This window comes from Rhizobium leucaenae USDA 9039 (assembly GCF_000426285.1).
Taxonomy (GTDB): domain Bacteria; phylum Pseudomonadota; class Alphaproteobacteria; order Rhizobiales; family Rhizobiaceae; genus Rhizobium; species Rhizobium leucaenae.
Genome location: NZ_AUFB01000001.1, coordinates 203,273 through 225,118, shown reverse-complemented (window position 1 = coordinate 225,118; position 21,846 = coordinate 203,273). Strand labels below are relative to the sequence as shown.

Here is a 21,846-nt window from a genome sequence, read left to right as displayed (position 1 = left end):
GTCATATGTCCTCTATGTTCCCATCAATTCGTTTGGATTTTGGAGAATCGTCGTGTCCATGGACCCGTTAGCTCTCAAGGCCGCGCTTGGCGCCGGGCTCTTGTCTTTTCCCGTGACGCCGTTCGGCAAAGACGGCAGTTTCGATCGGGCAGCCTACAGCGATCACGTCGCCTGGCTTTCGGGCTTCAAGGCAAGCGTGCTTTTCGCCGCTGGCGGTACCGGGGAATTTTTCTCGCTGGCACCGGATGAAATTCCGGCGATCGTCAGCGCCGCAAAGGCGGCCGCGGGTGATACGCCGATTGTCGCGGGTTGCGGTTACGGCACGCGCATCGCCGTCCAGATCGCCCAGTCGGCGGAAAAAGCTGGTGCCGACGGCATTTTGCTTCTGCCGCATTACCTGATCGACGCGCCGCAGGACGGCATGTTCCAGCATATCAAGGCGGTATGCGATGCCGTTTCGATCGGCGTCATGGTCTATAACCGAGACAATTCCATCCTGACCGCCGAAACGCTTGCGCGGCTCTGCGATGCCTGTCCGAACCTCGTCGGTTTCAAGGACGGCTCCGGTGATATCGGCCTGGTGCGCAAGATCACCGCGACGATGGGCGAGCGCCTGACCTATCTCGGCGGCATGCCGACGGCAGAGCTTTTCGCCGACGCCTATCTCGGCGCGGGTGTTACGACCTATTCCTCGGCCGTCTTCAACTTCGTGCCGGCCCTGGCGCAAAATTTCTACAAGGCGCTGCGCGCCGGCGACACGGCGACGACCAATAAACTGCTGGTCGATTTCTTCTATCCCTTCATGAACATCCGCAACCGCCAAAAAGGCTATGCAGTGTCGGCGATTAAGGCTGGCGTCCGGTTGCTCGGTTTTGATGCCGGTTCGGTCCGCCCGCCGCTGACCGACCTGACCGAAGAGGAAGTCGCCATGCTCGATGATCTGATCAGGCCGTACCGCCCATGAAAATCTCCGCTGTCCACACCCATCTGCTCGACCATAAGCTCAATCACGCCTTCGAAAGCGCCTCTATGCGCTTCGACCGCCGACAGCATTGCCTCGTGGAAATCGTCTGCGACGATGGTACCGTTGGCTGGGGCGAATGCCTTGGCCCGGCCGGTCCCAACGCTGCCGTCGTGAAAGCCTACACTCCTCGCCTGCTCGGCCGCGATCCGCGTGATACGGAGGTGATCTGGCTCGAACTCTACAATCTCCTGCGCGACCAGGGCCAGCGCGGCCTAACGGTGACAGCGCTCAGCGGCATCGACATCGCACTCTGGGATATCAAGGGCAAACACCATGGCACCTCGGTGTCGCGGCTGCTTGGCGGCCGCTTCCGCGAAGATGTGAAAGCCTATGCTACCGGCTCCTTCCGCAAGGACGGCGTCGATCCGGTTTCCGATATTGACGCCGAAACCGCCGCCTATGTCGCCCAAGGGTTCCATGCGGTGAAGATCAAGATCGGCTTCGATGTCGAAGAGGATATCGCCGTGATCCGCGCCGTACGCGAAGCGATCGGTCCGAATATCCGGCTGATGATCGATGCCAATCACGGTTACGATGCGCTGGAAGCCTGCACGGTCGGCAATGCTGTTGCCAAGTACGGGGTCGATTGGTTCGAGGAGCCGGTCATTCCGGAACAGCTCAGTGCCTATCGCGCCGTGAGGGCCGGCCAGCCTATCCCGGTTGCCGGCGGAGAGACCTGGCATGGCCGCTTCGGCATGCGCGAGCCGCTGGAGACCCGCGCCGTCGACATCATCCAGCCCGATATTTGCGGCACCGGTGGTTTCAGCGAAATGCGCAGGATCGCCGATATGGCCGCCATCAACGGCGTTCGGCTCGTCCCGCATGTCTGGGGAACTGGCGTCGCCATCGCTGCCGGTCTGCAATTCATTGCCGCCCTGCCCCCGGACCCGCCGCGCCGCAATGGCCGTCCACCGATCCTGGAATTCGACCGTACCCACAATCCGTTCCGCCAGGCCGTTCTGACAAAACCGCTGGAGCATGTGAACGGCATTGTCGCCATTCCCGACGGTCCGGGTCTCGGCATCGAGATCAACCGCGACGCATTGGAGCAATACCGTTTGAAAGATTGAGGGGAATCAATTTGGCGGGAGCTTCAGCCGTCGAAGGCTGAAGCTCCTAAATCGGTTATTTTGAGCCATATTCGGCTGAATCGGCATCCGACCTGGATGCGCGGCTGCGGAATATGCCTGATCATCCAGTCTTTGCGGTAACTGCCAACTCCGAACCATAGGCATCCCGCAACTCGCCTTCCTGCCCCTTTGCGCGGTCGACGGCCTTATGGATCAGGCTTGACGTATAGCCTTCCGCGGCAGTGCCCTCGATCAATGTAACATCCGCAGTTCCCGGATTGTCCGAACGTTCGAACCAATCGACGGAATGGTGCAGGAAATTCATTTCGAACGCCCTGTTGGTGACGCCGTGGGCAACGATAATCACATTTTTCTTGCCGTGCTTGGCCTCGTGCATCACGGTCTGGAGGAACAGGCGAACGCGCTGTGCCACATCCGCCCTGCTCTCGCCGTCCGGCGGTCTCGCGTAAAATTTCCCATTATTGTTGCGCAGCCTGGCCCACTTCTCGAATTCCTCGGGAAACTTCCGCTTCTGCTCGGCGCGGTCGTAGATTTCGGTAAAGAGGCCGAAATCCTGTTCCCGCAACAGGTAATCCTCCCTAATGTCCGCGATCAACTCGCCCGGCAAGACTTCGAGCAAGGCATCCTTGCTCTGTCGCGTCCTTAAATAAGGCGAGTACCAAATGCTCAGTTTCGGTAATTCGGCGTTTGTCCGGCCTTCAAAATGGGGTGCGATCACGCGCCCGGCTTCCAGCACCTGCCGATAACCCCATTGCGTCAATGGAACATTGTGATCACCGAACTGCCGGTAAGCCTGCTCACTGATGTTGCCAAGGGATTCGCCGTGCCGAACGAGAAAGATATGCATCAACTATCCGCATTGTTCGATCTGAAATCGAGGCCATCATGAAGGGGGAGTGCAGAGCGTGCAACGCATTTGCGCAACCGCACCTAGATGATTGATCGAAACGGCAGCCGGGGGATTTGATCTGACCTGTCATTTCCCTTCAAGCGGATTCGGCGCGTGCCTCTGTTTCGGCCCTCAGTGTTTCCAGGCTGATAGCTGCCTTGATCGGCAGGTGATCCGAGGCGACGCGCGCCAGAGGCGAGTCATGAACCTCCACCGTCGAGATCAGCCCGCGGCGATTAGCCATGATGCGGTCCAGCGCCAGCAGCGGCAGGGTGGAGGGAAAGCTCGGCACAGCCGGCGGCAGCGGGCCGAAGGCGGCCTGGAAGGTGTTGAGCGACGAGCGGTCGCCGAGCCGCCATTCGTTGAGATCCCCGAGAAGGATGGTCGGCGTGTCGTTCTCGGTGCTCATCAGGTCAACGATCAAACGTGCCTGTTGGGCACGCGAGCTATGCAGCAGCCCCAGATGGGCGGCGATGATCCTGAGCGCCCCCCCGCGAGCCAGTTCGATTTCGGCGAGCAGCGCGCCGCGGGGCTCGAGCCCCGGCAGGCTGATCTGGTGCACGTCGCGCACTGTTCCCTGCTTGAACAACACGACATTGCCATGCCAGCCATGCGCCTTGCTCGTGCCCGCGACGGGTACCGGAATAAGCCCGGTTTCGCGCTCGAGCCGCCGCAGATCGAGCAGACCGGTACGCTCGCCGAACCGCGTGTCGGCCTCCTGCAGGCCGATGACGTCGGCATCGATTTCATGGATGACGCGGCTGATCCGCTCCGGATCGAAGCGACGGTCGGCGCCGACGCATTTATGGACGTTGTAGGAGGCGATCAATGTGCCTTCCGGACGGGTTCGTTCACCCGCATGCGCCGTCCGCAACTTCTTTCTGTTCTTCAAGGTCTCGAAAATGCTTGCACGGAGACTTTCGTTCTTTTTCCGCATCTGTCCGTTGACCATTTCCGTTGCCAAAGCGTGCCGAGCTGCATCTTCGGGAGTATAGGGAGTGATAGCCGGCCTTGTCATGTGAAAAGGCTTGTCTGTAGAAAGACGGACTGTGCCATTTTGTTCAGAGATAGGGCGAACCGAGCCACAGGATCTTTTCTATCAGGCGAACGACGAAGGGGCGAGCGCGGAGCTTGCCGAGCTCAACGGGGATAGCCGTTTCGAGGATCGCGCCGATACGCGTGTCGAGGACGCCCGCAAAGCCGCGGTCCATAACCTCCAGATCGACCTCGAAATTCAGCCGCAGAGAGCGCGGATCCAGATTGGAAGAGCCGACATAGGCCCAGGTACCGTCGATCGTCAGCAGTTTCGAATGATTGAAAGGCCCGTCCGCGCGCCAGATGCGGCAATAATCCTTCAGCATCTGATCGAATTGTGCGGTCATGGCACGGTCGACAAGCACAAGATTGTTGGCGGCGGGGACGATGACATCCACTTCGACGCCGCGCCTCGCCGCTGTCACCAGCGCGCTGATCAACTCCCGATCCGGCAGGAAATAGGGCGACATGATGCGGATGGAGGTGCGGGCGACCGAGAACGCGCCGATCAGCATCTTGTGGTTCGTCTCGACGCTGCGGTCGGGGCCTGAGGCGATGACGCGCATGAAGACCGGCGCGCCGGGTTCGTTTGCCGGCGTTCCAATCCGCCAGTGATCGCCGCTCAGCGCTTCGCCGGTGGCAAAACGCCAGTCCTCGGCGGCGGTGTTGAAGAGATCGGCGACGGCGGGACCGGTGACGCAGAAATGCGTATCGCGAGCGCAATGGTCGCTGGCGAATTCCCGAGTGAAACCCTGGCGGATATTCATCCCGCCGGTGAAGGCGATACGGCCATCGATGGCAAGGATTTTGCGGTGAGTGCGCAGATTGGCATAGGGCAGCCTGAGGCCGATGATCACATTGCCGTTGAAGACGTCCACCTGCACGCCGCCTTCCCTGAGATAACCCATAATGCTCGGCACCGAATAGCGGGCGCCGACGGCATCGATCAGCACGCGCACGCTGACGTCGCGTTTGACAGCCTCGATCAGCGAATCGGCGATGCGCAGACCGATCGGGTCGCGGTCGAAAATATAGGTCTCCAGCAGGATGCTGCGTTCGGCGCCGTCGATGGCGGCTTTCATCGCAGCATAGGCGACATCGCCGCTCTCCAGCATTTCGATGGTGTTGCCGGTGCTCATCGGATAGCGCGCCACACGGTCGCCAAGCGTCTTCATGGATCCGAAGCGCTCGCCAAAGAGTCTTCGGACGACTTCGCCCTGCGCGTCGAAGCTGGCGAGCACGCCCGAGGCATCCTTCTGGAACAGGACATTGCGCTGCGAACTCAGCGATGCCCGGCGGACGCGGTTGATGCCAGCCACTGCATAGAGCAGAGCCCCGACGATGGGCGACAGGATGATGACGCCGACCCAGCCGATCGCCGCGCGAACCTCTTCCTTCGTCATCGCCGCATGAATGGCGGCCACCGTCCCCATGGCGATGGACAGGATAGCAAGAATTTGGCCCCAATGGGCAATCACCAGGTCGAACATGCGCGCGAGTATAACTTTGCCCGCGAAAGCTGCAATCGATCGCAGGCTCCTTCCCCGGCCCCTTCGACAGCGGCTCTATGAAAAGGTTGTGTATTAGATGTTTTTAAATTGAATGACGGTCGCGCTGCCGCCATATTGACGGTTCGGTCGCTTCGCTGTCGTCCATCACGGTACACCAAGTTTTTCGTGCGAAGCACCAGCGGCAGTCTGAGTGTCAGGACAGGGAGAATTTTCTCCATGGCCCCTCAGAACCTGCTCGGGAAAGCATGAAAGCCCGCATTTCAAGACGGGCATTTTTCATCAACCATGATCAATGACGCAAACGGAGAACAGCAATGTTGGAATCCCGGGACGAATGGATCAAAAAGCGCGCCTACGCCATTTGGGAGGCAGAAGGATATCCCTCCGGCCGTGATGCGGTTCATTGGGAACAGGCGACCAGCGAGCGCATTGCGCTTGAGAAAAAGGCGGGCAAGAAGGAGAAAGTCGAGGCCAAACCCAAGACGGAAGCCAAACCCAAGATAAAGGGTAAGGCCGCGGCCGCCGTCATGGCTGCTGCCGTGACAGAAGCGTCCACAAAGGCTGCGACGAAACGGGCGTCGAAAAAGACCTCCGACGCGAAAATCTGACGTCAACTTCGCGGGTGACGATATAGTCGACGATATGATTGGCCCGGCTTAGGACCGGGCCGCCGGCTTATTGCGTCACGTCACTAAAATTCCCAACAATTTCGGCAAATTACGCGTATCGCGGGAATAGATGTCACATATTCCTGGTACTTGGCGAAGAGGGAGCCTCGCCATGTGCTATGAAGACGTGAATCGCGCTGAAGTCTTTGTTCCGGCTGTCGCCTGGGCAGGCTGCTGCTTCATGACCACAGCGATGTAATTCCATGGTATCGCTCATCGTTCTCGCCGCCCTTTATCTCCTCACGGCGCTGGTGCTGATCCTCATCATAGACCGTTCCGTCGGCATCGTGTTCCCGGCGTCGGCCGAGGATTCGCACACTGCGACGGCGCCACCGCTCCCCGATGTTTCGAACTGATCGCGCATTCCGCTGAAATCGGAACTTTTTGCGTGGCGTTGGGTTGGTTTTCTCATAGGCAACAAGGAGAAAGACCATGCCGCGAGGAGACAAATCCGCATATACAGACAAGCAGAAGCGCAAGGCTGAGCATATCGAGGAAAGCTATGAAAGCCGTGGCGTTTCCGATGAAGAAGCCGAACGTCGCGCCTGGGCGACCGTGAACAAGGAAAGCGGCGGCGGTAAAAAATCCGGCTCGGGCCGAGGCCATAGCGAAAGCCATGCATCCTCCAAAAAAGGCGGGCGCATCGGAGGCAAGGCATCCGCAAGCCGCTCTGCAAGCGAACGTTCGGCATCGGCAAAGAAGGCCGCCGCCACCCGCAAGCGCAATGAGCACCGCGCTCATCACTGACTTATATGTCTGAGGAAAGGAGCCCCGCTATGGCCCGGTCCCAAAAGAAAAAATGGTCACATAAGGTGACCGAGAACAGCGACGCCTTGGATTTGAAAGGCGGGGTTTTCAAATCGAACGATCCGAAGGCTATTGCCGATTCTCTCAAACATTCCGCTGAGGCAAGCGATCGGCGCAAGTCCAGCCCCTTCCGTTCCGCCATGTCGATGCTAAGTTTCTACATCAATCGCGCCGGCAACCATCTCAGCAAGCGGCAGAAAAAGACTCTCGAAGCCGCAAAGGATGAGCTGCGCAAGGATTTTGGCCGCGAACCGAAATAGGCCTGCTACGGGACGGAAGGATTTTTGAATGCCCTATGAGCTTTATTATTGGGACGGCATCCAGGGGCGTGGCGAATTTGTGCGCCTGGCGCTCGAAGAAGCCGGCGCCGACTATATCGACGTCTGCCGCGGTCCGGCGAGCGAAGGCCAAGGCATTTACGCGATGATGGCGGTGATGAAGAGCAAGTCCGAGGCGCATATCCCGCTGGCTCCGCCTTTCCTGAAAGACGACGATCTCATCATCTCCCATGTCGCCAATATCCTGATGTATCTAGGGCCGAAACTTGATCTGACGCCGGAGGATCAAGGCGCGCGCCATGTCGTGCATGGATTACAGTTGACGATTACCGATCTTGTTGCGGAAGTGCACGATACGCACCACCCCATCGCCACTTCGAAATATTACGAGGAGCAGAAGGAGGAAGCCAAGGCCCGTGCCGCGGAGTTCATCGATAACCGCATGCCGAAATTCCTAGGTTATTTCGAGCGGGTTCTGCGGCAGAATCCAAAAGGGCCGGCGCATATATTCGGCGATCGGCTGACCTATGTCGATCTGTCCTTGTTCCAGGTGTTCGAGGGCCTTCGTTACGCCTTCCCCCGGGCAACGGCACATCTGCCTACCCAGTATCCGCATCTGGCGGCTCTGCATGATGCGGTCGCGAAACGGCCGAACATCGCCCGCTATCTCCAATCGGAGCGCCGCATTCCCTTCAACGAAGATGGCATCTTCCGGCACTATCCGGAATTGGATAAGAATGCGGCATGAGCAAAGCAACATTGCTGCCCCTTTTCCTGCCGGTCTGCTGGAGCGTCTGGGCACTGATTTGGTTCATCGCGTCGTTTCGCGTCAAGAAGACGACCCGGAGCGAGGATCCCTTGTCGCGGCTGTCGAACACGGCACCTATCTGGATCGGCGCGTTTTTGCTGGCGGCGCCGCGAGCCCGGCTCGGTCTCCTGTCGTTCCGGCTCGTCCCGCAGAACCTGATCTATTACGGCATCGGCGCGGCTCTGACCGTCATCGGCCTCGCCTTCGCCGTCTGGGCGCGCTATCACCTCGGCCGTAATTGGAGCGGCGTAATCACCGTCAAGGAAGATCATGCGCTGATCCGCACTGGCCCTTATGCGATCGTCCGCCATCCGATCTATTCCGGCCTGCTGCTTGCCATAATCGGCTCGGCACTCGCCCGCGGCCATATTGGTGCGATGCTGGCGATCGCGTTCATGCTGTACGCGGTTCTGCGCCGGGTTAACATCGAAGAGCGCTGGATGAGCGAGACATTCGGCCGGGCTTATGCCGACTATAAAACCAAAACGCCGGCGCTGGTGCCATTCGTCGCGTATGGCTAGCTTTTCAGCGGTTTAGCCGCCTGGAAGAAATCAGCCCACGGATCGGCGGAGCGTTCGCCGAGCCGGGAGGCTGCATTCTTTACCGTGAATGAAGATGGGCCGGCGCGATCCGTCAATTCGTCCCATGCGAGCGGCATCGACACTCCCGCTCCCGGCCTTGCACGCGTCGAATAGGGTGCTACGGCAGTGTTGCCGCGGCCGTTGCGCAGATAGTCGATGAAGATATGACCGGCCCGTTTCGCCTTTGCGGCGACGGAGAGATATTTTTCGGGATTGTCGGCGCTCATGCCATCTGCGATCGCCTCCGCCGCGGCTTTGACGTCCGGCCACGTCGCCTTCGGCTTCAGGGGCGCGACGACGTGCAGTCCCTTGCCGCCGGAGGTCTTGACAAAGGAGCCAAGCCCCAAAGCATGGAAGCGTTCCTTTATCTCCTTCGCCGCCGCAATCACCGCTTTCCAGGCAACATCATCGCCGGGATCGAGATCCATGATGATCATGTCCGGCTTTTCCCAATGTGCCGTCGTGGTACCCCAGGGGTGGATTTCAAGCGAGGCGGATTGGACCAGTGCAACAAGCCCGTCGAAATCCCTGATCCGCAATAATTTTTCACCGCCCTCCTCTTCCGGGTCAGCGATCTCTTCAATATGCGAATTGAGGCCTTTCCAAGCATGTTTCTGAAAGAAACGCGGGCCCTTGATGCCATCCGGGCAGCGCAGCAATGCCAACGGCCGATCCACCACGAAGGGCGCCATACGCGGCCAAGCAAGCGCATAATAGTCGACGAGATCCTGTTTGCTGACCCCGTCATCCGGCCAATAGATCCGGTCAGGATGCGTCAATTGCACGGAGGTCCTAAGCTCCTGAGTGGGCGTCTTTGCCATGCCGCGTAGGCTCCATCATAGATGTTCATATCGTTTTAAAACGACTGCGCCGAGCAAATGTTACCATTGCCCGGCGCAAAAAGTCGATTGCCAGCCCCGTATTACGGCATGAGCTGGCCGCCATTGACCTCGATGACCTGCCCGGTGATGTAGCCGGAAAGGGTCGGCGAAGCGAGGAAAAGGTAGGCGCCGACGCAATCTTCCGAGGTGCCAACAAAGCCCATCGGGATGGTCTTGCGCTGCAGTTCCATCTGTTCGTCGTTGGTGTAGCGCTCATGGAAGGGGGTTGCGATGACGCCCGGCGCCACCGCATTGACACGAATCTTGTCGCCGACGAACTCCTTGGCATGGCCATGGGTGATGGTGGAAACGAAGCCCTTGGATGCCGCATAGAGAATCGCGCCGTTGCCGCCGCCGTTGCGAGCGGCGATCGAAGTCGTGTTGATGATGAAACCACCCTGCTTCTTGAGATAAGGATGCGCAGCGCGCGTTGCCGCGAGGACCGAGCGGGCGTTGAGGTTCATCACGCGCTCATAGTGTTCGTCCGTCATTGCCGAGGTCGGCACGCGGCCGAGCATGCCGCCGGCATTATTCACCAGGCCATCGAGGCCGCCGAACGCTTCCGCCGCTTCATTGACGATCCGCTCGGTCTCGCCATCCTGCGAAACATCGCCCTGGACCAGATGCACATGGCCGCCGCCGGCGGTGATCTCCGCCGCCAGCTTTTCGGCCGGTTCACGGCTGGCGTTGAAATGGATGCCGACCTTCATCCCCTGTTGAGCAAAAGCTTTGGCAAGAGCCGCGCCGATGCCCGTCGAGGCACCTGATATCAGCACCCGCTTGCCGGCGAGATCGGGAATGCGGATGGACGCGAGTAGTTGCGCGAGTTCTGCCATGACGACTCCTCCTGAATGCCAAAAAGCTAAAACAATTGGCATTGGTAATATCATTGGCGACCGCGAACAGGCAATGGCAATCGGCGCAAACAAAAGCGGGCGGCAGGGAAACTCCCCGGTCGCCCGCCGTCAAATTCCTGTGATGCCGTCAGACGCGCTCGAGCGCGATCGCAATGCCCTGGCCGACGCCGATGCACATGGTCGAGAGCGAGTAGCGCCCGCCGGTCTCCTTCAATTCCAGCGCCGCCGTCCCAGTGATACGAGCGCCGGACATGCCGAGCGGATGGCCGAGCGAGATGGCGCCGCCATTGCGGTTGACCCGGGCGTCGTCGTCCGCAATGCCGAGTTCGCGCAGCACGGCAAGGCCCTGCGAGGCGAAGGCTTCGTTGAGCTCGATAACGTCGAACTGCTCTTGCTTCAGGCCGAGGCGGACCATGAGCTTGCGGGAGGCCGGGACCGGGCCAATGCCCATAATGCGCGGCGGTACGCCAGCGGCAGCCCCGCCGAGGATGCGGGCGATCGGCGTTAGGCCGTATTTCTTCGCCGCCGCTTCCGAGGCGATGATCAGCGCCGCGGCGCCGTCGTTGACACCGGAGGCATTGCCGGCCGTCACAGTCCCGCCCTCCTTCTTGAAGGGCGTACCGAGCTTTGCCAACGCTTCCATTGTCGTTGCGCGGAGATGCTCATCCTTGCCAACGATGATCGCATCGCCCTTGCGCTGAGGAATGGTCACAGTCGTGATTTCCTTAGCGAGGCGGCCGTTTTCCTGCGCGGCCGCAGCCTTGGCCTGCGAACGGACCGCGAAGGCATCCTGATCTTCGCGGCTGACCTTGTAGTCCTCGGCGACATTCTCACCGGTTTCCGGCATGGAATCAACGCCGTATTGCTTTTTCATCAGAGGATTGATGAAGCGCCAGCCGATGGTGGTATCGTGGATTTCGGCATTGCGGGAAAAGGCGCCGTCGGCCTTGGGAATGACGAAGGGCGCGCGCGACATGCTCTCGACGCCGCCGGCGATCATCAGCTCTGCCTCGCCGGCGCGAATGGCTCGTGCCGCTGTGATGACAGCGTCCATGCCGGAGCCGCACAGGCGATTGATGGTCGTGCCCGGGACAGAAACCGGCAAGCCGGCGAGCAACGCCACCATGCGGGCGACGTTTCGATTATCCTCGCCTGCCTGGTTGCCGCAGCCGTAGATCACATCGCCGACGGCTTCCCAATCGACCTTACCATTGCGCGCGATCAGCGCCTTCAGCGGCACGGCGCCGAGATCGTCGGCGCGGACGGAGGAAAGCGAACCGCCGAAACGGCCGATCGGCGTGCGGATATAGTCACAGATAAAGGCTTCGGTCATGGTCTTCTCCCTACTGCACGTCGCGCAAAAATATGCGGCGGTTTGCGATAACGACATGCGAAATTATTCTAAGCTTAAAGCATATCGGGCGAACCTGAAAGATCGCAACGCGCTTTAAAGCGTCGGCACGATGAGGTCGGCAACAGGACGGTCTGTATGGAGCGGCGCGCCGGTCATCGCCTGCAGCTCGTTCATCGTCATGGCAGCGAGCTTTTCGCGAACGACGAAACCTTCCTTGGCAATGTCGATGACTGCGTGGCTTGTATAGACCCGGGTGATGCAGCTGACGCCGGTTAGTGGGAACGTGCAGGCCTCTACTAGTTTCGGCTTGCCGTCCTTCGTGACATGTTCGGTGATGACGAAAACCTGCTTGGCGCCATGCACCAGGTCCATGGCCCCGCCAACGGCAGGCACGCCCTTGGAGCCGACGCGCCAGTTGGCGAGGTCGCCATTCTGCGCCACTTGGTAGGCACCGAGGATCGCGACATCCAGATGGCCGCCGCGCACCATGGCGAAACTATCGGCGTGATGGAAGAAGGAGGCGCCGGGCTTCAGCGTCACGGCCTTCTTGCCGGCATTAATCAAGTCCCAATCTTCCTCACCCTCCGCCGGCGGCTCGCCGAAGTTCAAGATGCCGTTTTCGGTGTGGAAGATCGCCTGACGCCCTGGAGGCTGGTAGCGGGCGACCATTTCCGGAAAGCCGATGCCGAGATTCACATAGGCGCCATCCTGGATATCCTGCGCCGCGCGCCAAGCGATCTGGGCATTGGTGAGTTTGATGTTTTCGCGCGTGTCGATGGTCATACGTAGGCCACTCCGGCTCGAATAAGGTCTTCTTCTTGTTGCGGATCGGCGACTTCCACGACGCCGTTGACGAAGATGCCGGGAGTAATGATGTGTTCCGGATCGAGTTCGCCGGCTGCGACGATTTTGGAGACCTGCGCGATCGTCCTGGTCGCGGCCATGCACATCAGTGGATTAAAGTTGCGACCGGCCTTGTTGTAGATGAGATTGCCCTGCACATCGCCGACATGCGCCTTGACGATAGCGAAATCGGCCTTGAGCCAGCGCTCCTGAACATAGTGTCGGCCGTCGAACTCCGCGATGACCTTGCCGCTGTCGAGTTCGGTGCCGTAGGCGGTCGGAGTGTAGAAAGCCGGAATGCCCGCACCGCCGGCACGGATGCGTTCGGCGAGAGTCCCCTGAGGCACCAGTTCCAGCTCGATTTCGCCGGCCAGATAGCGGTCCGTGAAAGCGCGTGGATCGGATGAGCGCGGGAAGGAGCAGATCATCTTCCTGACCATGCCGGCATCGATCATCGCAGCGATGCCGATACGCCCGTTACCAGCATTGTTGTTGATGACGGTCAGGTTCTTTGGGCCTCCGTCGATCAGCGCATGAATGAGTTCGATCGGTGCGCCGGAGCCACCAAAGCCGCCGATCATAACGGTCGCACCATCGCCAATGTCCGCGACCGCAGCCGTCGTGCTCGCGATTGTCTTGTCCATAGGGATTCTCCCGTTTGCCATTGCGGGCGGATTGAGACGCCCCGTCCTCTTCTTTCGAATAGATCAGCATGCGTTGAGCGGCAATCATTTTGTGCGTTATTTGACTTTTGTTCACATATCGCACAACGTGTTTTTGATCGGAGGAAGACTATGCGTGAAACCGATTTTGTAAGCGGCTTTGCCAAAGGATTGAAAACAATCGAAGCTTTTGGCGAGACTCGTCAAAGACTGTCGATTGCCGAAGCTTCGAAACTAACGGGGCTGGACCGTGCCACGGTACGCCGCTCGCTGCTGACGCTCGCTGAACTCGGCTATGCCGAATATGACGGAAAGTTCTTTACGCTGACGCCGAAGATCTTGCGGCTCGGCCACGCCTACTTGTCGGCGACGCCGCTCCCGACGATCATCCAGCCCTATCTCGACCAGCTCTCGGAGCGGGCCGGCCATAACGCTTCAGCTTCGGTGCTGGATGGCACCGAGATCGTCTATATCGCTCGCGCTTCGCAGCGCCGGGTAATGTCGATCAATCTCACCCCCGGCAGCCGTCTGCCCGCCTATTGCGCCTCAATGGGCCGTGTTCTGCTGAGCGGCTTGCCAGAAAGCGAGGCGCGCGCCGTGCTCGCCCGCTCGGAGATCAAGGCCAATACACCGAACACCAAGACGGACCCGGAAGTCTTGATGGTTGAATTTCGCCGGGTACGGGCTCAGGGCTATGCCATCATCGACCAGGAGCTGGAAATCGGCCTCTGCTCCATCGCCGTTCCCATAGAGAACGATCGTGGGCAGACAATTGCGGCCATCAATATCGGCGCACCGGCCGCTTACATAGCCGCTGCCGATATGGCGGAACGTTATCTGCCGCTGCTGCGGGAAACGCAGAAGATGTTGCGACTGGTTCTGCGATAGGTGTTACATCCCAAGCTTAGCGCGTTCGGCAATGCGCCAGGCACGCGGCGTTTCACCCGTCTGTTTCAGGAAGAAACGTGAGAAATAGGTGGGATCGGTAAAGCCCAGGCGATAGCTGATCTCCTGCACGCTGCCCAGGGTAAAGACCAGTTCGCGCTTGGCCTCGTCGACCAGCTTGCGCGCGATCAGCTCATGGGCGCCATGGCCGGTCTTGGCGCGTACGATGCGGTTCAGATGTGTCGGTGAGATACCAAGCGCTTCGGCATAAAAGGCGGCAGGCTCATGCGAGCGGAAATGCCGCTGGACCAGGCCATACAGCATCTCCATCCGCCGCTCGCCCTCATCGGACGCACCCTGCCCTTCGACTCCCTGCTGGGAAAGGCGAGCGGTCAGAAACAGTGCCGAGGTCAGATAGGCTTCGAGCAGGTCATTGCGGCCGCTGCGGCGATTGGCGAATTCATCGCAAAGGCGCTTCAAGGTTCCGGCGACATGAGCGGCGTCTCCATGGTTCATATCGAGCCGCGTCAAATGCGGCACGGCCAGCCATTCGCCGAGGCGGCTGCGGTCACCGGGCGCTGCCTTGAGATGCGAGATCAGCACGGTAATGACGAAGCCATCGATGTCTCGGGAAAAACGGAAACCGTGATTGAGGCGCGGCGGGATGGTGATGACCGCTGGCGGCATAATGGCGCGGCTTTCGCCGTCAAAAATCGCATCGCCGGAACCGGCATCTATGTACAGGATCTGGAAGAAGCGCTCATGGCGATGCGGTCGGATTTCCCAATGATGCAGGCTGCTGCGCGACGGGATCGTCTCGCAATGCAGCCAGAAATCCGGCTTTTTGCCGGTATTTTCGCCGTAGAGTTCATAGGTCGGCACCGATTTCGACACGGTTCTCTCCCTCCGCCATGTTCGATTTGTGCAATTTCTTGGGCGAAATGTCCATTGTTGGCATTCGCTCCACCGCGCAGAATTGGAAAAAAAGACGAAGCGCGGGAGGAGAACATGCGCACTCAGGTGGCCATTATCGGTTCAGGCCCATCCGGCTTGCTGCTGGGGCAATTATTGACGGAAGCCGGCATCGACAATGTCATCCTCGATCGCGTCGGCAAGAACCATATTCTCGGACGCGTCCGCGCCGGCGTCCTGGAGGAAGGCACCGTGGGGCTGATGGACAAGGCGAAATCCGGCGCACGCCTGCATGCCGAAGGCCTGCCGCATGACGGCTTCTCACTGGCCTTCGACGGCCGTGATCATCGCATCGATCTCCATGGCCTCACCGGCGGCAAGCGCGTCATGGTGTATGGCCAGACCGAACTCACCCGCGATCTGATGGCCCATCGCGAACAGAGCGGCGCTTCAACGATCTATGATGCGGCCAATGTTCAGCCTCACGAGTTCGAGGGAAGCGCACCTTATATCACCTACGAGAAAAATGGCGTAAACCATCATATTCATTGCGACTTTGTCGCCGGCTGCGACGGCTTTCATGGTGCGAGCCGCAAGTCGGTGCCGGAAAAATCGATCCGCAGCTTCGAGAAAATCTATCCCTTTGGTTGGCTTGGCCTGCTCGCCGACGTTCCGCCGGTCAATCATGAACTGATCTATGCCAACCATACGCGTGGTTTTGCGCTCTGTTCGATGCGGTCGATGACGCGCAGCCGCTATTACTTACAATGTCCGCTGGACGAGAAGATCGAAAACTGGAGCGACGATCGCTTCTGGGACGAGCTGCGCCGCCGCCTCCCGCCGCACCATGCCGAAGCGCTGATCACCGGGCCTTCATTCGAGAAATCGATCGCGCCGCTGCGCTCCTTCGTCGCCGAGCCCATGCGCTTCGGCCGCCTGTTCCTCGTCGGCGACGCCGCCCATATCGTGCCGCCGACCGGAGCCAAGGGATTGAACCTTGCGGCAAGCGATGTGCACTATCTCTTCTCGGGCCTTGCCGAACATTATCAGGATCGGTCCAACGCCGGCCTGGACGCCTATTCCGCCCATGCCCTTGCTCGCGTTTGGAAGGCCGTGCGCTTCTCCTGGTGGATGACGACGATGATGCATCGTTTCCCTGACACCAGCGATTTCGACCAGAAGATCCAGGAGGCGGAGCTGGACTATCTCACCCATTCCCGCGCCGCCTCTACGGCTCTCGCGGAGAACTATGTGGGTCTGCCGTATTAGGCAGCTCAACTCTTCTTGGCCACCTCGCTTGCCGCCTCACGGATCGTCTGCATCAGGATCGACAGCGGCATGGTGGGAATGGCATCGGTGCGCATGGTAAGCCCGACGGGACCTTTCGTTTCGCTGGCATCGATCGGCAGCAGGCTGAGCAAGCCGTCCTCGACATCGCCGGCGACGACGCCGGTCGAGATGATCCAGACGGCATCGCTCGATCGCACGAAGGCGCGGCCGAAGGAATCCGACACCGTCTCGATCTGGTTCGGCAGGTTGGCGACGCCATTGGCGATCAGGAAGCTCTCGACGAAGGGCCGGATGATCGAGCCGCGCGTCGGCATCAGGATCGTGTATTTGCCGAGATTGGAAAACAGCGATTGTTTCGCCGCAAGCAGCGGATGCCCTGCCCGCACCACGAAGACGACCTGCTCGGAATAAAGATGCTCGAAGGAAAAGCCGGCCATCTTGTCGGGACCGGCCAGGCGGCCCACGACGAGATCGAGATCGCCGACGCGCAGTTGTTCCAGCAACACCGCGTTTTCACCGGTGACGATCTTGATGCGGCTCCAGGTTTCCTCCTTCAGGAACAACTCCATTGCTCTCGGCATGATCCGCGTCGAGACGGTTGGCAAGGCGCCGATCCTGATCGGTGGCGCTTCGCCGGACCGCTCCTGCGAAATGGAGTCGAAGCCCTGCCTCAGCGCCGTAAGCGCCGCCCCGGCATGGCGGAGGAAGACTTCACCGTAGCGAGTGATCTTGATGCCGCGCCCGTCGCGTTCGAAAACAGCGACGCCCAGCGCCTCTTCCAGCTCGCGGATAGTCTTGGTCACCGCGGGCTGGCTGACATGCAGGAGTTCGGCCGCCTTGATCACGCTTTTCTGGCGCGCGACCTCGACAAAGGTCTGCAGATGGCGGAATTTGACGCGGGAGTCGATCATGATTTTCATAACCCCGGAGTTATTAAAAAGCCATGAAATATCATTTTACCTAACCAGATTAAACATCCAATCTTGTTGCCGAGGAGATTTCCAGTGCAGTTCGCCCGCATCAACGACGTTACGATCCACTATCAGATCATCGGCGCTGCCGGTGACAAGCCGGTGCTTGTGTTCATCAATTCGCTCGGCACCGATTTCCGCATCTGGCGTGATGTGATCGTGCGGCTGGCCGGCGATTTTGCCATCGTGCTCTACGACAAGCGCGGCCACGGCCTCTCCGGCCTCGGCCAGATGCCCTACACGATGGAGGATCATGCTTCCGATCTTGCCGGACTGTTGGATCTGCTGGCGGTGAAGAACGCCATTGTCTGCGGCCTCTCGGTCGGCGGACTGATTGCGCAATCGCTTTATCGGCAGCGCCCGGATCTGGTGCGGGCACTGATCCTTTGCGACACGGCCCATAAGATCGGCACGGTGGAGAGTTGGAACAACCGCATCGCCAAGGTCGAGGCTGAGGGTATCGAGTCGATTGCCGACGGCATTCTCGAAGTCTGGTTCACGCCCGCTTTTCGCCGCCCTGAGAACACTGCTTTCGGCGGCTATCGCAACATGCTGATCCGCCAGCCGGTAGAGGGCTATGTTGCCACCTGCGCCGCGCTTCGCGACGCCGATTTCGCCGAGGCGGCGAAGAAGATCGCGGTGCCGACCATCTGCATCGTCGGCGATCAGGACGGCTCGACGCCGCCGGAACTGGTGCTGTCGACCGCCAAGCTCATTCCGAACGCGCGCTATGAAGTCATCAAGGATGCGGGACACATCCCTTGTGTCGAGCAGCCTGAAGCACTGACCGCGGTCATCCGCGCTTTCATCGATTTCGCCTCGCATGGAGAAAAAGGCCCATGAACGATCCTCTCGCCCCGTCCGAGCGCTATCTCCAGGGCATGGCGACGCGCCGCGCCGTTCTTGGCGACAGCCATGTCGACCGCGTCCAGTCAGGATCAACGGATTTCGACCGGCCGTTCCAGGAGCTGATCACGGAAGCGGCCTGGGGGCATGTCTGGTCACGCCCGACGCTTAGCAAGCGCGAGCGCTCGATCGTGACGATCGCGCTTTTGGCGGCACTTGGCCAGGACGACGAGGTGGCGATGCATGTTCGTGCCACCAGCAATACCGGCGCGACGCGGGACGATGTCTGCGAAGCATTGCTGCATGTGGCAATCTATGCCGGCGTGCCGGCAGCCAACCACGCGATCAAGATCGCCAAACAGGTTTTCGACCAGATGGACGCCGAAAAGGCGGCTTGAGACGAGGCAGACATGTCCGACAAAACCAACAGCAAACCGGAGATCGGCGCCTTTTTCGCCCGCGATCGTGCCTGGCATCCGCCGGCCTTCGCGCCCGGCTACAAGACCTCGATTCTCCGCTCGCCGCAGCGGGCCCTCCTGTCGCTGGACGGAACAATCTCCGAAATCACCGGTCCGGTGTTCGGACATTCGATACTCGGCGAACTGGACAACGATCTGATCCACAACTTCGCCAAGCCAGGTGAAAGCGCGATCGGCGAGCGCATTATCGTGCATGGCCGCGTGCTGGACGAGCGGGGTCGGCCCGTTCCCGGCGTTCTGCTCGAATTTTGGCAGGCCAATGCCGGCGGGCGTTATCGCCACAAGAAAGAAACCTATCTTGCCGCCATCGACCCGAATTTCGGCGGCTGCGGTCGTGCCATCACCGACGAGGACGGCCATTATGCCTTCCGCACGGTGCGGCCGGGTGCCTATCCCTGGCCGAACGGCGTCAACGACTGGCGGCCGGCGCATATTCATTTCTCGGTCTTCGGCCACGGTTTTGCGCAGCGGCTGATCACCCAGATGTATTTCGAGGGTGACCCGATGATCTGGAAATGTCCAATCGTCGGCACGATCTCGGATAAAGCGGCAATCGAACAGCTCATCGCGCCGCTCGACTGGGGCAATACGATCCCGATGGATGCCCGCGCCTATAAATTCGATATCGTACTGCGCGGCCGCCGCTCGACCCTGTTCGAAAACCGCCTGGAGGGGAACTGATGGTCCAGAAAATCGGCTACCTCAGGGAAACGCCGTCGCAGACGGCCGGTCCCTATGTCCATATCGGACTGGCGCCCAATTTTTGCGAGATCGGTGGTGTCTATGACGCCGACCTCGGCATATCCCTAATTAACGACAGGACGCTTGGAGAACGCATTACGGTCAAGGGCCGGATTTTCGACGGTGCCGGGGCGGCGGTGAAGGATGCGGTCGTCGAGATATGGCAGGCCGACAGCGCCGGGCTGTACAACAGCCCTTCCGAGATGCGCGGCACGGCCGATCCGAATTTCGTCGGCTGGGGCCGCTGTCCAACCAGTGCCGAAGACGGCGTCTTCCGCTTCGAGACTGTAAAGCCCGGTCGCGTTCCCTATAAGCACGGGCGCTGGATGGCGCCGCATATTACGCTGTGGATCGTCGCGCGCGGCATCAATATCGGTCTGCATACGCGCATGTATTTTCCGGACGAGGCAGAAGCCAATGCGGAGGATCCCTTGCTTGCCAGGATCGAACATCGCGATCGTGTTGCCACCCTCATCGCCAGCCAGGACGGATCGATCTATACGTTCGACGTGCATTTGCAGGGCGACAAGGAAACGGTTTTCCTCGATATATAGGCCATGAGCATCTCCGCCTTCGATCACCCGTTTCTCTCCGGCCTCCTTGGCGACGAGGAGGTCTCGGCATATTTTTCACTGGAAGCCGATATTCGCGCCATGCTGACATTCGAGGCGGCACTCGCGAAAGCCGAGGCGCGACATGGTGTCATTCCGCAAGAGGCGGCGCAGCGGATTGCCAAGGTTTGCGCGGAATTCCTGCCCGATATTTCTAGCTTGAAGTCCGCAACAGCGATGGATGGCGTTGTCGTTCCGGACCTCGTGAAACAATTGCGCAAAGCGGTTGGCGGCGAGGCAGCACAGCATCTGCATTTCGGCGCCACCAGCCAGGATGTCATCGACAGCAGCCTGATGATCCGCCTGAAGGCGGTCGCCTTCCTTTTCACCGGCCGCCTCTTCGCTGTTACATCAGCGCTGGGAACACTCGAAAAGCAGTGCGGCTCGAACCGCCTGATGGGCCATACCCGTATGCAAGCGGCCATCCCGATCACCGTGTCCGACCGGCTGCGCACCTGGCGCGATCCGCTGGACAAGTACCGCGATCGGCTGACACAGGAGAGTTTTCCAATCCAGTTCGGCGGCGCGGTCGGCACGCTGGAAAAATTGGGATCGAAAGCTGCGGCTGTTCGTGCATCGCTGGCGCAGGAACTCGACCTCGCGGACGAAGCGCAATGGCAGAGCCAGCGGGCCAAGATTGCCGAACTCGCCAATCTGTTCTCCCTGATCTCCGGCAGCCTCGGCAAGATCGGCCAGGACATTGCCCTTCTCGCGCAGGCCGGCGACGAAATCGAGCTCTGCGGCGGTGGCGGCTCTTCGGCTATGCCCCACAAACAGAACCCCGTCGCTGCCGAGACCTTGGTGTCGCTTGCCCGCTTTAATGCCGTTCAGCTTTCCGGCATTCATCAATCCCTGTTGCATGAGCAGGAGCGCTCAGGTGCCGCCTGGACACTCGAATGGCTGCTATTGCCGCCGATGGTGATGGCGACCGCGGCGTCGTTGCAATTGGCGCGTGAACTGATTGGCAAAGTGAAACGGTTGGGGGTGACTTCTTAGCTCAAGACCTCAAGGCCGTGTTTCTGCACGACCGCAAGCAGTTTCAGCGCCATACCGCTCGGTCGTTTAGCGCCGCTTTCCCATTTCTGCACGGTCGACTCGCTGGTATTGAGATAGCGCGCAAAAACCGGTTGGCTGACATGGTTTTGTTCGCGCAACGCTTTGATATCCGCCGGCTTAAACTCCGTCGGAGCAACAAGGCAATCCTCGTCGAAGGAACGCAATGTTTCCTTGCTTATGGTTCCGGCCTTGTACATATCTTCCACGGCACTGTAGATCGCCTCAAAGGCGTCGCTTTTATATTTCCGCTTGGTTGTCATTATGTATCTCCACAAGTGCGCCTGTTCTCAGTTCGCTCTCTATATCTGAAGTCGATTTCTCCCGATACAACGCCGCCAGAGCTCTGAATCTATTCAGCTCTTTCTTATCGATATTGGCGCGATCCTTTTTGGCAAACAGATAAGCAAAAACCTAAAACTTGCCGGCATTCGCCAAAACGATCGAGCGATGCGTATCAGTCGTTTTTTGAAGACGCCGCCACCAAGATCGTCGGCTTTGCCTTCAGCGACCTGTTTGATAGCCTTGAGCAGTTCGGAATCAGAAATCTCTGCTTTCGCGGCCTCTTTGGTGAACCATCTTGTCTTGAATATCCGCTCATCCATAGCTTTATGTAGCACCTAGTCCTACTTTTTTCAATATTTGGTTGAATGTTGATTTAAAAAATCCGCTTATCATTCTAGGCTCTTCATTCCCCGAAATAATAACCTTATTATTATGAATAAGAGCTTTTATTTCATTTTACATTACCATTTCGCATGTCAAATTG

At 59.4% G+C, this 21,846-nt stretch carries 26 protein-coding genes and 1 pseudogene; 15 read left to right on the top strand and 12 right to left on the bottom strand.

Features of this window, described 5'->3' with window-relative positions:
• Positions 1–58 precede the first annotated feature (58 nt).
• A complete protein-coding gene (kdgD, locus tag K290_RS0101015; RefSeq protein WP_028750141.1) occupies positions 59–964 on the top strand; it encodes a 5-dehydro-4-deoxyglucarate dehydratase in 906 nt (301 codons plus the stop codon).
• Positions 961–2,094, top strand: a complete 1,134-nt coding sequence (locus K290_RS0101010; protein WP_028750140.1) for a mandelate racemase/muconate lactonizing enzyme family protein — start codon at positions 961–963, stop codon at positions 2,092–2,094. Before kdgD ends, K290_RS0101010 begins: the two co-directional genes overlap by 4 nt.
• 121 nt (positions 2,095–2,215) lie before the next feature.
• On the opposite strand, the gene K290_RS0101005 is transcribed toward K290_RS0101010, so the two are convergent.
• The 3 genes from K290_RS0101005 to K290_RS0100995 form a co-directional block, all read right to left on the bottom strand.
• Positions 2,216–2,962, bottom strand: a complete 747-nt coding sequence (locus tag K290_RS0101005; RefSeq protein ID WP_028750139.1) for a histidine phosphatase family protein — start codon at positions 2,960–2,962, stop codon at positions 2,216–2,218.
• Between the two features lie 139 nt (positions 2,963–3,101).
• Complete coding sequence (locus tag K290_RS33610) at positions 3,102–3,941, bottom strand: endonuclease/exonuclease/phosphatase family protein (RefSeq protein WP_037134721.1); 840 nt, start codon at positions 3,939–3,941, stop codon at positions 3,102–3,104.
• A gap of 124 nt (positions 3,942–4,065) precedes the next feature.
• Positions 4,066–5,529, bottom strand: coding sequence for a phospholipase D-like domain-containing protein (locus tag K290_RS0100995; RefSeq protein WP_028750138.1), 1,464 nt, complete (start codon positions 5,527–5,529; stop codon positions 4,066–4,068).
• Between the two features lie 335 nt (positions 5,530–5,864).
• Here K290_RS0100995 and K290_RS0100990 point away from each other — a divergent pair, with 335 nt between their 5' ends.
• From K290_RS0100990 to K290_RS0100960, 6 genes are all read left to right on the top strand, one after another.
• Positions 5,865–6,158, top strand: a complete 294-nt coding sequence (locus tag K290_RS0100990; protein ID WP_028750137.1) for a DUF2934 domain-containing protein — start codon at positions 5,865–5,867, stop codon at positions 6,156–6,158.
• Between the two features lie 263 nt (positions 6,159–6,421).
• Positions 6,422–6,574, top strand: a complete 153-nt coding sequence (locus K290_RS37780) for a hypothetical protein (protein ID WP_172831000.1) — start codon at positions 6,422–6,424, stop codon at positions 6,572–6,574.
• Between the two features lie 76 nt (positions 6,575–6,650).
• Positions 6,651–6,965: a hypothetical protein gene (locus K290_RS0100975; protein WP_028750136.1), complete on the top strand. Its 315-nt coding sequence runs from the start codon at positions 6,651–6,653 to the stop codon at positions 6,963–6,965.
• A 29-nt stretch (positions 6,966–6,994) separates the two neighbouring features.
• Positions 6,995–7,285: a DUF3175 domain-containing protein gene (locus K290_RS0100970; protein WP_028750135.1), complete on the top strand. Its 291-nt coding sequence runs from the start codon at positions 6,995–6,997 to the stop codon at positions 7,283–7,285.
• 28 nt (positions 7,286–7,313) lie between these two features.
• Complete coding sequence (locus tag K290_RS0100965; RefSeq protein WP_028750134.1) at positions 7,314–8,051, top strand: glutathione S-transferase; 738 nt, start codon at positions 7,314–7,316, stop codon at positions 8,049–8,051.
• Positions 8,048–8,632 (top strand): methyltransferase family protein, encoded by a 585-nt coding sequence (locus tag K290_RS0100960; protein ID WP_028750133.1) that lies wholly within the window; start codon positions 8,048–8,050, stop codon positions 8,630–8,632. The genes K290_RS0100965 and K290_RS0100960 overlap by 4 nt, the downstream gene beginning before the upstream one ends.
• Here the strand turns inward: K290_RS0100960 and ligD are convergent.
• The 5 genes from ligD to K290_RS0100935 all read right to left on the bottom strand — a co-directional run bounded on the left by ligD (position 8,629) and on the right by K290_RS0100935 (position 13,271).
• Positions 8,629–9,513, bottom strand: coding sequence for a non-homologous end-joining DNA ligase (ligD, locus tag K290_RS0100955; protein ID WP_028750132.1), 885 nt, complete (start codon positions 9,511–9,513; stop codon positions 8,629–8,631). The genes K290_RS0100960 and ligD overlap by 4 nt on opposite strands.
• Before the next feature lie 101 nt (positions 9,514–9,614).
• A complete protein-coding gene (locus tag K290_RS0100950; protein ID WP_028750131.1) occupies positions 9,615–10,409 on the bottom strand; it encodes an SDR family NAD(P)-dependent oxidoreductase in 795 nt (264 codons plus the stop codon).
• 148 nt (positions 10,410–10,557) lie between these two features.
• On the bottom strand, positions 10,558–11,763 hold the full coding sequence (pcaF, locus tag K290_RS0100945; protein WP_028750130.1) for a 3-oxoadipyl-CoA thiolase: 1,206 nt from the start codon (positions 11,761–11,763) through the stop codon (positions 10,558–10,560).
• A 114-nt stretch (positions 11,764–11,877) separates the two neighbouring features.
• The gene (locus K290_RS0100940) at positions 11,878–12,567 is read right to left on the bottom strand and encodes a CoA transferase subunit B (protein WP_028750129.1); all 690 of its coding nucleotides are present in this window, start codon (positions 12,565–12,567) and stop codon (positions 11,878–11,880) included.
• Positions 12,564–13,271, bottom strand: coding sequence for a 3-oxoacid CoA-transferase subunit A (locus K290_RS0100935; RefSeq protein ID WP_028750128.1), 708 nt, complete (start codon positions 13,269–13,271; stop codon positions 12,564–12,566). The genes K290_RS0100940 and K290_RS0100935 overlap by 4 nt, the downstream gene beginning before the upstream one ends.
• Before the next feature lie 150 nt (positions 13,272–13,421).
• On the opposite strand from K290_RS0100935, the gene K290_RS0100930 reads away from it, so the two are divergent.
• Positions 13,422–14,177: an IclR family transcriptional regulator gene (locus K290_RS0100930; RefSeq protein WP_028750127.1), complete on the top strand. Its 756-nt coding sequence runs from the start codon at positions 13,422–13,424 to the stop codon at positions 14,175–14,177.
• Between the two features lie 3 nt (positions 14,178–14,180).
• Here the strand turns inward: K290_RS0100930 and K290_RS0100925 are convergent, their stop codons facing one another.
• Positions 14,181–15,068: a helix-turn-helix domain-containing protein gene (locus tag K290_RS0100925; RefSeq protein ID WP_028750126.1), complete on the bottom strand. Its 888-nt coding sequence runs from the start codon at positions 15,066–15,068 to the stop codon at positions 14,181–14,183.
• Between the two features lie 114 nt (positions 15,069–15,182).
• On the opposite strand from K290_RS0100925, the gene pobA reads away from it, so the two are divergent.
• Entirely contained in the window at positions 15,183–16,355 is a 1,173-nt protein-coding gene (gene pobA / locus K290_RS0100920; RefSeq protein ID WP_028750125.1) for a 4-hydroxybenzoate 3-monooxygenase, read from the top strand.
• A gap of 5 nt (positions 16,356–16,360) precedes the next feature.
• Here the strand turns inward: pobA and pcaQ are convergent, their stop codons facing one another.
• Positions 16,361–17,287, bottom strand: coding sequence for a pca operon transcription factor PcaQ (pcaQ, locus tag K290_RS0100915; RefSeq protein ID WP_028750124.1), 927 nt, complete (start codon positions 17,285–17,287; stop codon positions 16,361–16,363).
• Between the two features lie 93 nt (positions 17,288–17,380).
• On the opposite strand from pcaQ, the gene pcaD reads away from it, so the two are divergent.
• From pcaD to K290_RS0100890, 5 genes are read left to right on the top strand one after another with little or no spacing between them, the layout of a single operon-like run.
• A complete protein-coding gene (gene pcaD / locus K290_RS0100910; protein ID WP_028750123.1) occupies positions 17,381–18,190 on the top strand; it encodes a 3-oxoadipate enol-lactonase in 810 nt (269 codons plus the stop codon).
• Positions 18,187–18,591 carry a 4-carboxymuconolactone decarboxylase gene (gene pcaC, locus K290_RS0100905; RefSeq protein ID WP_028750122.1) on the top strand — a complete coding sequence of 135 codons (405 nt, stop codon included), beginning with the start codon at positions 18,187–18,189 and terminating at the stop codon, positions 18,589–18,591. Before pcaD ends, pcaC begins: the two co-directional genes overlap by 4 nt.
• A 12-nt stretch (positions 18,592–18,603) precedes the next feature.
• The gene (pcaH, locus tag K290_RS0100900; RefSeq protein WP_028750121.1) at positions 18,604–19,353 is read left to right on the top strand and encodes a protocatechuate 3,4-dioxygenase subunit beta; all 750 of its coding nucleotides are present in this window, start codon (positions 18,604–18,606) and stop codon (positions 19,351–19,353) included.
• Positions 19,353–19,967 carry a protocatechuate 3,4-dioxygenase subunit alpha gene (gene pcaG, locus K290_RS0100895; protein ID WP_028750120.1) on the top strand — a complete coding sequence of 205 codons (615 nt, stop codon included), beginning with the start codon at positions 19,353–19,355 and terminating at the stop codon, positions 19,965–19,967. The genes pcaH and pcaG overlap by 1 nt, the downstream gene beginning before the upstream one ends.
• Positions 19,968–19,970: 3 nt before the next feature.
• On the top strand, positions 19,971–21,020 hold the full coding sequence (locus tag K290_RS0100890; RefSeq protein ID WP_028750119.1) for a 3-carboxy-cis,cis-muconate cycloisomerase: 1,050 nt from the start codon (positions 19,971–19,973) through the stop codon (positions 21,018–21,020).
• On the opposite strand, the gene K290_RS0100885 is transcribed toward K290_RS0100890, so the two are convergent.
• Together K290_RS0100885 and K290_RS33605 are read right to left on the bottom strand one after the other, a co-directional pair.
• Positions 21,017–21,340 (bottom strand): helix-turn-helix domain-containing protein, encoded by a 324-nt coding sequence (locus tag K290_RS0100885; RefSeq protein WP_028750118.1) that lies wholly within the window; start codon positions 21,338–21,340, stop codon positions 21,017–21,019. The two genes, K290_RS0100890 and K290_RS0100885, sit on opposite strands and share 4 nt — an antisense overlap.
• Positions 21,318–21,682 (bottom strand): annotated as a pseudogene (locus tag K290_RS33605) (type II toxin-antitoxin system RelE/ParE family toxin). The gene K290_RS0100885 and the pseudogene K290_RS33605 overlap by 23 nt, the downstream one beginning before the upstream one ends.
• Between the last annotated feature and the right edge of the window lie 164 nt (positions 21,683–21,846).